Source organism: Ramlibacter sp. (assembly GCF_036383835.1).
GTDB lineage: Bacteria > Pseudomonadota > Gammaproteobacteria > Burkholderiales > Burkholderiaceae_C > Ramlibacter.
The window spans coordinates 24,796-38,063 of sequence record NZ_DASVNN010000146.1; the positions used below are offsets into that span (position 1 = coordinate 24,796).

The window sequence follows — 13,268 nt, forward strand, 5'->3', positions numbered from 1 at the left end:
TGCAGTCCTGTGCGGGTCAATCGAGCTTGGCGCCCGAGTCCTTGACGATCCGCGCCCACTTGGTGGACTCGGAGGCGTTGTAGTTGCGGAATTCGGCGGCGGTGCTGCCGACCGGGTCGATGCCGCGCGAGGTGAGCTGCTCGCGCACGTCGGGCAGTTGCAGGATCGCGTGCACTTCGGCCGAGAGCTGCTCGACGATTTCCTTCGGCGTGCCCGTCGGTGCCCACAGGCCGTACCAGGTGCTGATGTCGTAGCCCGGAACGCCGGACTCCGCGATGGTCGGGAGGTCCGGCACCGCGGGCGAACGTTTAGCCGAGGTCACCGCCAGCGGCCGCAGCTTGCCGGCCTTGATGTAGGGAATGGTGGAACCGACGGAATCGAAGATCAGCTGCACGTGGCCCGCGATGACGTCGTTCATGGCGGGCGAGCTGCCCTTGTAGGCGATGTGCTGCAGGTTGATGCCCGCCTGCGTCTTGAAGGCCTCGGCGGACAGGTGCGTGGCGGACCCGTTGCCCGACGACGCGTACTGCAGCTGGCCCGGCTTGGACCTGGCCAGCGCGATCAGCTCCTGCACCGATTTGACATTGAGCTCCGGGTTCACCGACAGCACCAGCGGCGCGCGCGCGATCAGGCTGACGGGCGAGAAGTCCTTCAGCGGGTCGAAGGGCACCTTCTGGAACAGGCTCGGATAGATCACGTGCACCGAGGCGCTGACCAGCAGGGTGTAGCCGTCGGCCGGCGACTTGGCGACGGTATCGGTCCCGGTCATGCCGGTGGCGCCCGGCTTGTTGTCGATCACGAAGGGCTGGTGCAGCCGGTCCGAGAGCTTTTGCGCCAGCAGGCGCGCGATCAGGTCGTTGGGGCCGCCGGCCGGATAGGGCACGACGACGCGGACCGATTTCTTCGGCCAGGCCGGCGCGGCGGCCTGGGCGGTGGCGAGGAGGGGCAGGGCGAGCAGCGCCAGCGCGGCGGCGAGTTGCCGGCGGCGACGAGGGAAGGCGGGGGGATTCAAGGGTGGTCTCCGATCGCGGAAAGGGCGCGACGGCCGGATTCTGCGGGCCGTCGGCCGCCAAGTCAAGATCGTGCACGATCTTTGATGCATGATGCTCGACCGAGGAAGGTCGCGGCCGGGCCATAATGGCGGCATCTGAAAACGACGGAGGGATCGCGCATGGCCACCAGGAACGCCGCGCCGGGTCTGCGGCTGGTCAAGACCTCGCTGGCGGAACAGGCGTACGAGGAACTCAAGCGCCAGATCCTCGAGCAGCGCCTGCGGCCGGGCCAGCGCCTGAACATCGATGCGCTGTCGCGCGAGTGCGGCATCAGCAGTTCGCCGCTGCGCGAAGCCCTGGTGCGTCTCGGCTCCGAGGGCCTCGTCCTGTTCGAAGCCAACACCGGATTCCGCGTGGCGCCGGTCCCGGACGAAGCGCAGATGAAGCACCTGCTCGAATACCGGACGGTGCTCGAAGCGCACGGCGCGCGCGCGGGCGCCGTACTCGCCAACGAGGACACGCTGGCCGCGATGCGCAAGGCCACCGAGGGCATGGCCGCGATGCGCGCCAAGGGTGTCGGCTTGCGGCAATACCGCGCGTATTTCGAACTGGAGCAGGCCTTCCACCAGGCGCTGGTCGACAGCGCCGCCAACCCGGTGATCTCCGCGGCCTACCGCGAGCTGCAACTGGTGCTGCTGGTGGCGCGCCTGTCCGTCGTTCCGGACAGCAACAACGTGGGCTCGGACGTGGCGGTGGCCGAGCACCGCGCGATCATCGCGGCCTTCGAGGCGCGCGATCCCGATGCGGCGGAAGCCGCCGTGCGGGGCCACATCGGGGCGGCGCGACTGCGCATGCAGCCGGCCGCGGCCCCGGGCGGCCGCGTCGCGAACGAAGGATCCTGAAAGGCCCGCTTACTCCGCCGGGATCCCGGCCGCCTTCACGACCTTGCCCCACTTTTCGAGGTCGGACTTGATCAGCGCGGCGTAGTCCTGCGGCGTGCCGCCCTGGATGTCGATGCCGGCGGCCTCGAGCTTGGCGCGCACGTCGGGCAGCTTCAGTGCCGCGTTGATTTCGGCATTGAGCTTGGCGACGATCGCCTTGGGCGTGCCCGCGGGCGCGAGGAAGCCGCCGTTGGTGTTGGCGTCGTAGCCCTTGAGGCCTTGCTCGTCGGCGGTCGGCACGTCGGGCAGGGCGGCGGTGCGCTTGAGCGTGGAGACCGCGATGGCGCGCGCGTTGCCGGTCTTCACCTGCGACTGGATGGCGCTGATCGTGTCGATGAACAGCGCGGTGCGGCCTGCCAGCAGGTCCGGATGCGCGGCCGACGAGCCCTTGTACGGCACCAGCAGCAGGTCGACACCGGCGGCCATGCGGAACATCTCGGCCGCCATCTCCTGCGCGCTGCCGCGTCCGGACGTGGCGACCTTGGCCTGGCCCGGATGGGCCTTCGCCCAGGCCACGAATTCCGGCAGCGTCTTCGCGGGGATTTGCGGATAGATCGCGAACACCAGCGGCACCACGTGCGAGTAGACGATGGGTTCGAAGCTCTTCTCGGGATCCCAGGGCAGGCTCTTGAACAGGAACTTGTTGATGTTGTGACTGCCGCCCACGATGCCGATCGTGTAGCCGTCGGGGGCCGACTTCGCCAGGACGTCGGTGCCGAGGTTGTTGGAGGCGCCGGGCTTGTTGTCGATCACCACGGGCTGGCCCATCGAGGCCGCGAGCTTGTCGCCGACGACGCGGGCGATGAGGTCGATGGCGCCGCCGGGCGGGGCCGGCACGATGATCTTGATCGCGCGGTTCGGATAGGCCTGCGCCGATGCGAGGCCGGGCACGGCGGCCAGGCTCGCCGCGACGGCGAGGATCTTGAACAGGGTCTTGCGTTGCATGGATGTCTCCTCTGGCGGGTGGAATCAGGTGGTGAGGCTCATCGCGGGGCGTTCGCCCGCGAGGGCCTGGGCGAGGCTGGCGAGCACCATCTCGCCCATGGCGGTGCGTGTTTCCCAGGTGGCGCTGGCGCGGTGGGCCTGCAGCGTCACGCAGTCGGACCGGCGCAGCGCCGCCGGAACGCGGGGCTCGTCGACGAACACGTCCAGGCCGGCGCCGGCGATGCTGCCCGCGGCGACTGCCGCCGCCAGGTCGGCCTCGTTGACGAGACGGCCGCGCGCGACGTTGACGAGGAAGCCGCGCGGACCGAGTGCGTCCAGCACGGCTGCGTCGACGATGCCTTCGGCCTGGTCGGCCGCCGCGCACAGCACCAGCGCGTCGGACTCGCGCGCGAGGTCCAGCAGATGGGGCACGAAGCGGTGCGCGACATCGTCCATGCGATGCAGGTCCGTGTAGGCGATGGGACAGCCGAAGGCGGCGGCGCGCGTGGCAACGGCGCGTCCCACGCGGCCCATGCCCACGATGCCGACCTTCATGCCGCTGAAGCGGCGCGCGAGCGGGATGGCGCTGGGCTGCGGATGCAGTTCCCATTGCCCGTCGCGCACGAAGCGGTCGCCGGCGCACAGGTTGCGGCAGGCGGAGATCAGCAAGCCGATCGCCAGGTCGGCGACGTCTTCGGTCAGCGCACCGAGGGTCGCGGTGACGGGCAGGGCGCGTGCGCGGCAGTACTCGAGGTCGACGGCATCGGTGCCGACGCCGTTGACGGCCACGACCTTGACCCGCGGCATTTGCTCCAGCATCGCCCGCGAGATGCCGGTGTGGCCGCCGGTGATCACGGCGTCCATCGAGGGGCCGTGTTCACGCAGCCAGGCTTCGCGGTCGGCGAGCTCGAAGAACCTGTGGACGGTGTAGAGGGACGCGAGCCGTTCGTTGATCGCGGGGACCAGGATCGGATTGAGCTGCAGGACCTGCGGTTTCATGGGATGCGTTCGAAGGAAAGCGCATCCTAGTCAATGGTTGATAGAGTGGGCAAGATTGACGTATAAAATCAATATAAACAACTTCAACGGACCGCCATGGCTTCCTGGGTCTCCATGGACGAAGCTTGCCGCCTGCTCGGCGTGCAGCGGCAGACCATCTATGCGTACGTGAGCCGCGGCAAGCTGGACGCCATGCCCGATCCGGCCGATACGCGCCGCAGCCTGTACCGCGCCGAGGACGTCGCCGGCCTCGCGAAGCGCAAGGAGGCCGGCCGCAAGCTCGAAACCGTGGCCGCCAACACACTGTTCGGCGCGGAGCCCAGTGTTCCCACCGCGCTCAGCGGCTTCTTTCGCGGGCACCTGCATTACCGGGGCCAGGACGCGATCGAGCTGGCGCGCTCGTCGACGCTGGAGGACGTGGCGCGGCTGCTGTGGGGCGCGGAGCAGGCCGTCGATTTCTCTTCCGAGCCCGGGACGCGGCCGGCGCCTTCGGGGCGCGGCGCGGCGTTCGCTGCGCTGGCCAGCCTCGCTGCCGTCGGCCATTCCACTCGCGGTCGCCTGACGCGGGTCTTGCACAGCGAGGCGCAGGGCCTGGTCGCCCAGCTCGCCGATGCGTTCGGCGCGCAGCCGGGGCAGCAGCCGCTGCACTTGAGATTCGCCAAAGGCTGGAGGCAACCGGCGCGCGTGGCCGACTTGCTGCGAACCGCGCTGGTGCTGCTGGCCGATCACGAGTTGACGAGTTCCGCGTTCGCGGCGCGCATCGCGGCATCGACCGGCGCCTCCCTGCCTGCCTGCCTTCTGGCCGGACTGGCCACGCTCTCGGGTCCGTTGCACGGCGATGCCTCCGGCCGCGTCAAGGCGCTGTTCGGCGAAGTGGAGCGGCTGGGCGAGGACCAGGTGCTCGATCACTACCTGTCGACGGCTTCGCCGCTGGCGGGTTTCGGGCACCACCTCTATCCCGACGGCGATCCGCGCGCTGCCGCCTTGCTGGCGCTGTTCGAGCCGCCGGACGCGATCGCGCGCTTCATCGAGAAGGTCGCGCAACTCACCGGCCTGCGGCCCAACATCGACGTGGCCCTGGCGGCGCTGGTCGCGCACCATCGCCTGCCGGCCGACGCGGCCTTCGCGCTGTTCGCCACGGCGCGCAGCGTGGGCCTGCTGGCCCACGGCATGGAGCAGCTCGGTGTCGCGCAGGTGATCCGTCCGCGCGGGCGCTACGCGGGGCCGGTGCCCGGCACGGCGAACCGCGCGTAGCCCTCGGGCTGGGGACTACGCCTGAGCCGGTTGCACGGATCGGCAGGCTACCTGCCTGGAGACCGTGCGTCCGCCATCAGGGATGTTACCGATATCATCCCATGATGGGATCGATACCATCCGGCGCATGAAACTCCTGAAGATCATGGGCTGCGTGCTCCCTCTCGCACTGCTGAACGCCTTCGGCGCGAGCGCCCAGGAGGCCTATCCGCGCAAGCCGGTGAAGATCATCGTGGCCCACGCACCCGGTGGCGGCAGCGACCAGCTTGGCCGGATGATGGGCCAGAAGCTCGCAGACTCGCTGAAGCAGCCCTTCATCGTCGAGAACAAGCCCGGGGCAGGGGGCAGCATCGGGACCAAGGAAGCGGCCAGGTCGCCGGCGGACGGCTACACGCTCCTCGTGGGCACCAGCGCGACGCACGGGTCCAACCCCTGGCTCTACGACGGGATCGGCTACGACGCCATGGCGGATTTCGTGCCGATCACGGTGATGGCGTCGACCGACTACGCGCTGGCGGTGCCGGTCGATTCGGGCATCCGCTCACTCGCGGACCTCTTGAAGAAGGGCAAGGACACCGAGCTGGACTACGGGTCCAGCGGCAACGGCAGCACCGGGCACATGGCCGCCGCGGTGATGGGGTACAAGGCCGGCATCAAGACCAACCACGTTCCGTACAAGGGCGCGGCGGCGGCGATGAACGACCTGATCGCGGGCCGCTTCGCCTTCATGTTCGAGAACACGAACGTGCTTGCGCCCTTCCACAAGGCCGGCCGGCTGCGGATCATCGCCGTCAGCGGCCAGCAGCGCTCGCAGGCCCTGCCGGACGTTCCCACCGTGTCGGAGGCGGGTGTTCCCGGCTATTCGATGCTGGGATGGTGGGCCCTGTTCGCACCCGCGGGCACGCCTGCCGCTGTCGTCCAGAAACTGAACGCCGAAGCCAACCGGATCCTGACGAGCGAGTCCGTCAGGAACACGCTGCTCGCCAACGGCAACGTGCCGCTGGCGCTCTCGAGCGAGGACTCGCGCAAGTACGTCAACGGCCAGCTGGACTACTTCAGGAAGGTCATCGCGGACTCGCACATCAAGCTGGATTGACCCTCAGGGGATCGGGTCGAACTTCAGCTCCGAAAGCGGCATGACCTTTTCCTCGCGCGTCAGCTTGAACTCGGTGCCGGCGCCCAGCCACTTGTCCCACAGCTTGTTGATCTCGCCCGACTTGTCGAGGGCGACGAGGGCTTCGTTCACTTTGGCCAGCAGCGCGGGCTCGCCCTTCTTCATGCCGATGCCGATCGGCTGGAACAGCATCGGGTCCTGGATCATCTTCAGCTCCACGGCGCCCCCCGCCTTGGACTGGTTCACCAGCTTGGTGATGGTCATGGTGTTCGCCACCATGCCGACGGCCTTGTTCTGCTGCACGGCCATGTAGGCGGAGCCGGTGTCCTGGAAGGTGACGGGTTCGGAGCCGTTCAACTTGATCGACTGCTCGGAGGTGGAGCCCTTGGTGGAGGCGATGCGCTTGCCCTTGTAGTCCGCCTTCTTCGAGCCCGGGTCCGAGGCCTTCACCGCGAGCATCTCCTTGGCCAGGTAGTAGGGGTGGCTGAACTGGATCTGCTCGGCGCGGCTGAGCGTGTAGGCCAGGTTGGCGACGGTCACGTCGACGCGGCCCATCTTCACCTCGGGCACCCGGGCCTCGACGGACACCGGGGTGACGCTCGCCTTGACGCCGAACTGCTTCGCCAGCGCGTTGCACAGGTCGACGTCGAAGCCCACCATCTCGCGCGTCCTGGGATCGGGAGCGGCGAAAGGCGGCACGTCGGCGAAGGTGGCGCAGCGCAGTTCCTTGCGTTGCTGGATCTCCTGCCACTGGTCGGCCAGGGCGGGAGCGGAGGCGGCGCACAGGGAGAGTGCGGCGAGGGCGATGCGGCGGGTGTGCATGGTCGGTCTTCCTGGTGGTTTCAATGGGAGCGCAGGTCGCAGAGAAAGCGCTGCGCGCGCGGGTGCCGGGGCTGGCTGAAGAAGGTCTGCGGGTCGGCCGTCTCGAGGATCTGGCCGGCGTCCATGAACCACACGCGGTCGGCGACCTCGCGGGCGAAGTTCATCTCGTGGGTGACGCACATCATGGTCATGCCGTCGTTGGCCAGGCCGCGCATCACCGCCAGCACCTCGCCCACCATCTCGGGGTCCAATGCACTGGTCGGCTCGTCGAACAGCATGGCCGGCGGCTCCATCGCCAGCGCGCGGGCGATGGCCACGCGCTGCTGCTGCCCGCCGGAGAGCTGCGCGGGATAGGACTCGGCCTTGTTGGCGAGGCCGACGCGCTCCAGCAGCGCCATGGCCTTCTCGCGGGCCTGCGCCTTGGGCATGCCGCGCAGCCGCACGGGCGAGAACATCACGTTCTCCGCGACCGACATGTGCGGAAACAGGTTGAAGCTCTGGAAGACGAAGCCGATGTGGCTGCGCAGGTGGTTCAGCTCCTTGCTGCCCATCGGCCCGCTCACCTTGCGGCCGTCGAATTCCAGGTCGCCGGACTGGATCTCCTCCAGCCGGTTGACGGTGCGGATCAGCGTGGACTTGCCGGAACCCGAAGGCCCGCACACCACGACGACTTCCCCCTTCTTCACGCCGGCGGTGACGTCGACGAGCGCGTGGTAGTCGCCGTACCACTTGTTGACCTGGGAGAAGTTGATCATGGCAGGGGCCTCGTCGACATGGCGACCAGCGGCCGGTCGGTGGGAAGGGGAGAGACGATGGATCCGGCGTCGGCCGCCGCGCGGGTGGGGCGGGTGCCGGCACGCTTGGCCGCGATGCGGCGCTCCAGCCAGCCGGCGAGCTGCGTCAGGCTCCAGCAGAGGATGAAGTACATCACCGCCAGCAGGAAGAAGACGTGGAACGGCTTCGTGAGCAGCTGGTTGTTGATCTGGTTCGCCGCGAAGGTGAGCTCGGGGACGTTGATCACGTAGCCGAGCGTCGTCTCCTTGATGGTGGAGACGAACTGGCTCAGCATGCTGGGCAGCATGTTGTAGAGGGCCTGCGGCAGGATCACGGACCACATGGCGCCCAGGTAGCCGTGGCCTAGGGCGCGCGCCGCTTCCATCTGGCCCTTGGGCAGCGCCAGGATGCCCGCGCGCACCACCTCGGCGAGGAAGGCCGATTCGTAGACCACCAGCGTCACGACCATCGTGGTGAAGCCCGTGACGTTGCGGCCGATCAGCACCGGCACCAGGAAGTACACCCACAGGATGATCATCAGCAGCGGGATGCCCCGCGCGCCGTACACCAGGGCGGTGGCGGGCCAGTTCAGCAGGCGCCACTTCGACAGGCGCGCCAGGGCGACGAGCACGCTCACGGGGAAGGCGAGCGCGATCGCCAGCACCGACAGGATCAGCGTGCAGGCGAGGCCGCCCAGCGGGCCGTTCGGGTATTGGCCGACCAGCAGCAGCAGCCAGTTGTCGCGGACGATGGCGAGGAGGTCGCTCATGCCGACCTCGCGGTGGCCAGGGCGGCGCGCCGGTCCATCCAGGCCCCCGCGGCCATGATGACCAGCGAGATGGCGAGGTACAGGATCGTCGCGATCAGGTAGGTCTCGAACGCGCGGAAGGTCTGGCTTTCGATCTCCTTGACCACGTGCGTGAGTTCCGCGGCGCCGATCGCCATCGCCAGGCTGCTGTTCTTGAACAGCGACACGCTGTGGTTGACCAGCGCGGGAATGGCGTTGCGCACGGCCTGCGGCATCAGCACGTGGCGCATGGCGCCGATGTAGCCGTGGCCCAGCGCGCGCGCCGCCTCGTTCTGGCCGGGGGGCACGGCGCGGAAGCCGGAGCGCAGGTCTTCGCTGAAGTACGCGGCCTGGCACAGGCCCAGCGAGATGACGGCGAAGAGGGCTTCGGCGTGGTGCTCCGACAGCCAGGTCTGGGCCGCCGCGGGCAGCAGGCTGGCGATGCCGAAGTACCACAGCATCATCTGCACCAGCGTGGGCACGTTGCGGTGGTAGGACACGTAGGCTTCGACGGCGCGCTGGGCGACGCGGCTGGGCGTGAGGCGCGCGGTGAGCAGCACCAGGGCCAGCGTCATCGCCAGCAGCCAGGAGCCGGCCGCGATCAGCAGCGTGGTCTTCATGCCTTGCAGCAGCATCGCGCTGAACTCGGGCTTCAGCAGGATGGCGAGCAGGTCGAAGTCCTTCATGGCCGCGCCTTCGTGGTTCAGGCCTGGGGCCGCTCGGGGCGCGTGGTGGAGAGGCCGCCCGGCACCTGCAGCGTCGGCGTGATCTCCATGTGGCCGATGTTCACCGCCACCGGCGCGGCGATGGCGAAGGCGATCGCGTTGGCGATGTCCTCGGCCTGCGGCAGCTCGAAGCCGTCGATGAAGCGCTCGCGGATGGCCGGCGAATCGCCGTGCACGTGCGCGAAGATGTCGGTGGCCACGCGGCCCGGGCAGATCTCGGTCACGCGCACGCGCTTGCCGAAGGCGTCGATGCGCAGTTGCCGCGACAGCATGCTCACGGCGGCCGTGGTCGCGTGGTAGGTGCTGTTGCCGCCGAAGTTGTAGGCGCCGGCGATGGAGCTGATGTTCACCACGTGGCCGCGGTCGCGCTGCACCATGCCGGGCACGACCAGGCGGCACAGGTGCAGCACCGCGCGCAGGTTCACGTCCACCAGCAGGTCGATGTCCTCGGCCTCCGCCTGCAGGATGGAGCGCGGACGGTCGACGCCGGCGTTGTTCACCAGCACGTCGAACGGCACTTCCCGGGCCAGGCGGGTGACGCCTTCGAGGTCGGTCACGTCCATCGCGTGCGGGATGCAGCCGGTCTCGGCGGCGAGCTTCTGCAGGGCGTCCGGCGAGCGTGCCAGCGCATGCACCTGCAGGCCCTCGGCGCGCAGCCGCCGGACGACGGCGGCGCCGATGCCCGAGGAGGCGCCGGTCACGAGAGCGGTTCGATAGTCTGCGAAGGGCATGGGGTTCTTTCGAGGCTGGTGGTCAATTTAGCGAGCGCGGCGCCGCAAGACCAAGACGGAATGGGTGTGTTGGGATAAGGGCGCCTTATCACGGGGCTAACCCTTAGAGCAGCTGGCGCGAGATCGGGACGATCGCCCCGCCGCTGGCCTCGATCTCCGCGCGGATGGTGCGCGCAAGCTCGACCGCGCCGGGCGTGTCGCCGTGCAGCAGGATGGAGCGGGCCTGCATGCGCAGCGTGCCTCCGCCGTACGTCGTGACGGTGCCTTCGCGCAGGAACTGGCGCACCCGGGTGAGCACCTTCGCCGGGTGCTTGATCACGGAATCCGGCAGCTTGCGCGGCACGAGGAGTCCCTCGTCGTCGTACGCGCGGTCCGCCAGGAAGGTGCTCGCGACGGTGAGGCCCAGGCGGGCGGCCGCTGCCTCGATCGCCTGGCTGGAGGAAGAGCTGATGACCAGCTTGGGATCGAAGGCGGCCACGGCTTCCAGCAAAGGCTGCGCGAGCGCCGCGTCGGCGGCCGCCATGTTGCCCAGCGCCCCATGGAAGCTCATGTGCGTCATGCGGCAACCCGCCGCGCGGGCGATGCCGGCCAGCGCCCCGAGCTGGTAGACGACCATGGCGGCGAGCTCGTTCACCTCGACCTGCATGACGCGCCGGCCGAAGCCCTGGCGGTCGGGGAAGCCGACGTGGGCGCCGACGTCGATGCCGCGGGCGCGCGCCAGCTGCACCGTGCGCTGCATGATCAGCGGGTCGCCGGCATGGAAGCCGCAGGCGATGTTGGCGGAGGACACGATCTCCAGCAGGTCCTCGTCCTGGCCCATGCGCCAGGGGCCGAAGCCCTCGCCGAGGTCGGCATTCAGGTCGATGTCCATGGGGCGCTCCTTCAGGAGAGTTCGACGATGGGGGAGCCGAAGCCGACCGCGGCTTCATGTACGGCGACGATGCGGCGGACGATGCCCGCGCGGGGCGCGGCAACCGGCAGCAGGACCAGGCCGATCTTCAGCAGCGCGACGGCCTGTCCCGCCGCGACCTGCTGGCCCACGCGCACCAGCGGTTCGGTGCGCAGCGGATGCGCGAGCAGCAGCACGCCGACGCTGCCGGCGCGCACCACGGTCGCGTCCGGCGCGGGCGCCGACGTCGCCGCCGCAGCGGGGAGCTCCGTCAACTCGCCGGCCGGATCGCGCCGCAGGCGCACCAGCTCGCCGGGTCCGCTGAGTTCCAGCAAGGTGATGTCGGTGCCCTCCAGCCACTGCGAGAGCTGGCGCACCCGGGCGATGTGCGAATCGGTCACGCGCTGCTCCTGGTGGTTCGGTAGAGGTCGACCTGGCGGGCGGCGTCGGCCAGCCAGGATTGCAGTTCGTCGAGGGCATCCAGCGCCTCGTCCCAACTCGCCTCCAGGAAGCGGATGCGGCTGCCGATGGGCGCCTGGCCCAGCCGCCACAGGTCCGCCTCGATCACGGTGCCGAGCTTCGGGTAGCCGCCGGTGGGCTGCGCATCGCGCATCTGCACGATCGGCTGGCCGTCCGGCGGCACCTGGATCACGCCGGGCACGATGCCGTGCGAGCGCATCTCCAGGGGCGCGATCGCCTGCAGGGCCTCGCCGGCGAGGCGGTAGCCGTAGCGGTCGCTTTGCGGCGTGATCTTCCAGGCGGTGCGCCAGAAGCCAGCGCGCGATGGGGGCGTGTAGCGCTCGTACTCCGCCGCGGGCAGCACGCGCACCGCGGGAACGCCGTCCTTCGTCAGCGGCATGGCGAGTTCGGGCGGCACCAGCGCCAGGCCGGTGCCGGCGGCCTCGCGTGCGGGCGCGCCGGCGCGCAGGGTGTCGCCCCGCTGCAAGGCCCGGCCGCCGAGCCCGCCGAAGGCGCCGCGCAGCTGCGTGCTGCGCGAATGCAGCACCATCGGCACGTCCACGCCGCCCGGCAGGCAGAGGTAGGCGCGGCTGGTGCGTGCGGGGCCGGCTGGAGGCGTGCCGAGGATCAGCTCCTGGCCTGCGCGCGCCTGGTGGGCGGACCAGGGCACGAGCGGCAGCCCATCGAGTTGCGCCGCGCAATCGGCCCCGGTGAGCGAGAAGGCGCAATCCGCGCCGAAGCGCACGCGGAAGGGAAAGATCTGCACCTCGACGGCGGCGCAGCCTTCCTCGTTGCCCAGCAGGATGTTGCCGGCCGCGAGCGCCATGCCGTCCATGGCGCCCGCCGTTCCCACGCCCCAGCGCAGGCAGCCGTAACGGCCGCGGTCCTGCACGGTGGTGAGGGCGCCCGCGCCCAGGATCTCGATCATCGGATCACCCTTTCGACGCGGAAGCGGATGCTGTCGCCCGGCTGCAGCAAGGCCGGGGCGTCCTGCTCCGGATCGAAGAAGGCCATGCGGGTGGAGCCGATCGTGTTCCAGCCGCTCGGGCCCGCGGAGGCGGAGACGCCGGTCTGGAAGCCGCCGATCGACACGGCGCCGGCGGGGATGCGCAGCACCGGCTGCTTGCGCCGCGGCGTCGCGATGCGCGGGTCCATGCCGCCGAGGTAGCAATAGCCCGGGTGGCTGCCCAGCGCGTAGACCGGATAGATGGGCGTGCTGTGGAGTTCGACGACCTCGTCCACGCGCAGGCCGGTGTGGGCGACGACGTCGGCCATGTGCGGGCCGCCTTCGCCGCCGTAGACCACGGGCAGGTCGATCACGCGGCCTTCGAGCGTCGTGGCCGGCAGCAACGACCAGGCGTCGAGGACGCGCTGGCGCAGCGCGGCGAGGTCGCGCGGCGGCCGCGCGAGCACCAGCATCAGGTTGTTCATGCCGGGCACCGCTTCCAGCACCTCCGGCCAGGCCTGCGCCTCGCGCGCCAGCGACCAGATGCGCTGCTGCGTCGCCAGCGTCATGCCCGCGCCCGGCGCCTCGAACAGCACCGCGCTCGTGCCCAGCACGCTGAAGTCGGGATGGTCGCCGATCATGCCGCCGGCCTTTCCTGGAGCCAGCGCTCCAGGTAGTGGATGTCGACGCCGCCTTCGGCGAAGTTCGGGTCCGCCGCCAGTTCGCGATGCAGCGGGATGTTGGTGGCGATGCCGTCGACGCGCAGTTCGCCGAGCGCGACCCGCAGGCGCGTGAGCGCGTCTTCGCGGCTGGCGCCATGGACGATCAGCTTGGCCACCATCGAGTCGTAATAGGCCGGCACGCGGTAGCCGGTGCGCGCGTGGGTGTCGATGCGCACGCCCCAGCCGCCG

The 13,268-nt window shown here is 69.7% G+C and carries 15 protein-coding genes and 1 pseudogene; 3 read left to right on the forward strand and 13 right to left on the reverse strand.

Features of this window, described 5'->3' with window-relative positions:
• Positions 1-16: 16 nt before the first annotated feature.
• On the reverse strand, positions 17-1,012 hold the full coding sequence (locus VF522_RS22915; protein WP_330910649.1) for a tripartite tricarboxylate transporter substrate binding protein: 996 nt from the start codon (positions 1,010-1,012) through the stop codon (positions 17-19).
• Positions 1,013-1,171: 159 nt separating this feature from the next.
• Between VF522_RS22915 and VF522_RS22920 the strand changes: the two genes are divergently transcribed.
• Positions 1,172-1,894, forward strand: coding sequence for a GntR family transcriptional regulator (locus VF522_RS22920; protein ID WP_330910650.1), 723 nt, complete (start codon positions 1,172-1,174; stop codon positions 1,892-1,894).
• A gap of 9 nt (positions 1,895-1,903) precedes the next feature.
• Here VF522_RS22920 and VF522_RS22925 read toward each other — a convergent pair whose 3' ends face one another.
• Positions 1,904-2,878 (reverse strand): tripartite tricarboxylate transporter substrate binding protein, encoded by a 975-nt coding sequence (locus tag VF522_RS22925; protein WP_330910651.1) that lies wholly within the window; start codon positions 2,876-2,878, stop codon positions 1,904-1,906.
• Positions 2,879-2,902: 24 nt separating this feature from the next.
• A complete protein-coding gene (locus VF522_RS22930; RefSeq protein ID WP_330910652.1) occupies positions 2,903-3,856 on the reverse strand; it encodes a 2-hydroxyacid dehydrogenase in 954 nt (317 codons plus the stop codon).
• 96 nt (positions 3,857-3,952) lie between these two features.
• Between VF522_RS22930 and VF522_RS22935 the strand changes: the two genes are divergently transcribed.
• A complete protein-coding gene (locus VF522_RS22935) occupies positions 3,953-5,110 on the forward strand; it encodes a citrate synthase family protein (RefSeq protein WP_330910653.1) in 1,158 nt (385 codons plus the stop codon).
• Between the two features lie 127 nt (positions 5,111-5,237).
• Positions 5,238-6,206 carry a tripartite tricarboxylate transporter substrate binding protein gene (locus VF522_RS22940; RefSeq protein ID WP_330910654.1) on the forward strand — a complete coding sequence of 323 codons (969 nt, stop codon included), beginning with the start codon at positions 5,238-5,240 and terminating at the stop codon, positions 6,204-6,206.
• Positions 6,207-6,209: 3 nt separating this feature from the next.
• Here VF522_RS22940 and VF522_RS22945 read toward each other — a convergent pair whose 3' ends face one another.
• The 10 genes and pseudogenes from VF522_RS22945 to VF522_RS22990 all read right to left on the reverse strand — a co-directional run.
• Positions 6,210-7,046: an ABC transporter substrate-binding protein gene (locus VF522_RS22945; protein WP_330910655.1), complete on the reverse strand. Its 837-nt coding sequence runs from the start codon at positions 7,044-7,046 to the stop codon at positions 6,210-6,212.
• 20 nt (positions 7,047-7,066) lie between these two features.
• Entirely contained in the window at positions 7,067-7,801 is a 735-nt protein-coding gene (locus VF522_RS22950) for an amino acid ABC transporter ATP-binding protein (protein WP_330910656.1), read from the reverse strand.
• Complete coding sequence (locus tag VF522_RS22955; RefSeq protein ID WP_330910657.1) at positions 7,798-8,589, reverse strand: amino acid ABC transporter permease; 792 nt, start codon at positions 8,587-8,589, stop codon at positions 7,798-7,800. Before VF522_RS22955 ends, VF522_RS22950 begins: the two co-directional genes overlap by 4 nt.
• The gene (locus VF522_RS22960; protein ID WP_330910658.1) at positions 8,586-9,293 is read right to left on the reverse strand and encodes an amino acid ABC transporter permease; all 708 of its coding nucleotides are present in this window, start codon (positions 9,291-9,293) and stop codon (positions 8,586-8,588) included. Before VF522_RS22960 ends, VF522_RS22955 begins: the two co-directional genes overlap by 4 nt.
• A 17-nt stretch (positions 9,294-9,310) precedes the next feature.
• On the reverse strand, positions 9,311-10,063 hold the full coding sequence (locus VF522_RS22965) for an SDR family oxidoreductase (protein WP_330910659.1): 753 nt from the start codon (positions 10,061-10,063) through the stop codon (positions 9,311-9,313).
• A gap of 103 nt (positions 10,064-10,166) precedes the next feature.
• Entirely contained in the window at positions 10,167-10,934 is a 768-nt protein-coding gene (locus tag VF522_RS22970) for a 5-oxoprolinase subunit PxpA (protein ID WP_330910660.1), read from the reverse strand.
• 11 nt (positions 10,935-10,945) lie between these two features.
• Positions 10,946-11,353: an acetyl-CoA carboxylase biotin carboxyl carrier protein gene (locus tag VF522_RS22975; RefSeq protein ID WP_330910661.1), complete on the reverse strand. Its 408-nt coding sequence runs from the start codon at positions 11,351-11,353 to the stop codon at positions 10,946-10,948.
• Positions 11,350-12,339: a biotin-dependent carboxyltransferase family protein gene (locus VF522_RS22980; protein WP_330910662.1), complete on the reverse strand. Its 990-nt coding sequence runs from the start codon at positions 12,337-12,339 to the stop codon at positions 11,350-11,352. The genes VF522_RS22975 and VF522_RS22980 overlap by 4 nt, the downstream gene beginning before the upstream one ends.
• Positions 12,336-12,998 (reverse strand): 5-oxoprolinase subunit PxpB, encoded by a 663-nt coding sequence (gene pxpB, locus VF522_RS22985; RefSeq protein WP_330910663.1) that lies wholly within the window; start codon positions 12,996-12,998, stop codon positions 12,336-12,338. Before pxpB ends, VF522_RS22980 begins: the two co-directional genes overlap by 4 nt.
• Positions 12,995-13,268 (reverse strand): annotated as a pseudogene (locus VF522_RS22990) (acetyl-CoA carboxylase biotin carboxylase subunit); the annotation flags it as partial. The gene pxpB and the pseudogene VF522_RS22990, both read right to left, overlap by 4 nt.

Bases quoted from the DNA above. Each gene is read 5' to 3' on its own strand.
- VF522_RS22970 (WP_330910660.1), bottom strand. From the start codon at position 10,934: ATGGACATCGACCTGAATGCCGACCTCGGCGAGGGCTTCGGCCCCTGG.
- VF522_RS22940 (WP_330910654.1), top strand. From the start codon at position 5,238: ATGAAACTCCTGAAGATCATGGGCTGCGTGCTCCCTCTCGCACTGCTG.
- VF522_RS22945 (WP_330910655.1), bottom strand. From the start codon at position 7,046: ATGCACACCCGCCGCATCGCCCTCGCCGCACTCTCCCTGTGCGCCGCC.
- VF522_RS22935 (WP_330910653.1), top strand. From the start codon at position 3,953: ATGGCTTCCTGGGTCTCCATGGACGAAGCTTGCCGCCTGCTCGGCGTG.
- VF522_RS22980 (WP_330910662.1), bottom strand. From the start codon at position 12,339: ATGATCGAGATCCTGGGCGCGGGCGCCCTCACCACCGTGCAGGACCGC.
- pxpB (WP_330910663.1), bottom strand. From the start codon at position 12,998: ATGATCGGCGACCATCCCGACTTCAGCGTGCTGGGCACGAGCGCGGTG.
- VF522_RS22950 (WP_330910656.1), bottom strand. From the start codon at position 7,801: ATGATCAACTTCTCCCAGGTCAACAAGTGGTACGGCGACTACCACGCG.
- VF522_RS22925 (WP_330910651.1), bottom strand. From the start codon at position 2,878: ATGCAACGCAAGACCCTGTTCAAGATCCTCGCCGTCGCGGCGAGCCTG.
- VF522_RS22920 (WP_330910650.1), top strand. From the start codon at position 1,172: ATGGCCACCAGGAACGCCGCGCCGGGTCTGCGGCTGGTCAAGACCTCG.
- VF522_RS22965 (WP_330910659.1), bottom strand. From the start codon at position 10,063: ATGCCCTTCGCAGACTATCGAACCGCTCTCGTGACCGGCGCCTCCTCG.
- VF522_RS22955 (WP_330910657.1), bottom strand. From the start codon at position 8,589: ATGAGCGACCTCCTCGCCATCGTCCGCGACAACTGGCTGCTGCTGCTG.
- VF522_RS22960 (WP_330910658.1), bottom strand. From the start codon at position 9,293: ATGAAGGACTTCGACCTGCTCGCCATCCTGCTGAAGCCCGAGTTCAGC.
- VF522_RS22930 (WP_330910652.1), bottom strand. From the start codon at position 3,856: ATGAAACCGCAGGTCCTGCAGCTCAATCCGATCCTGGTCCCCGCGATC.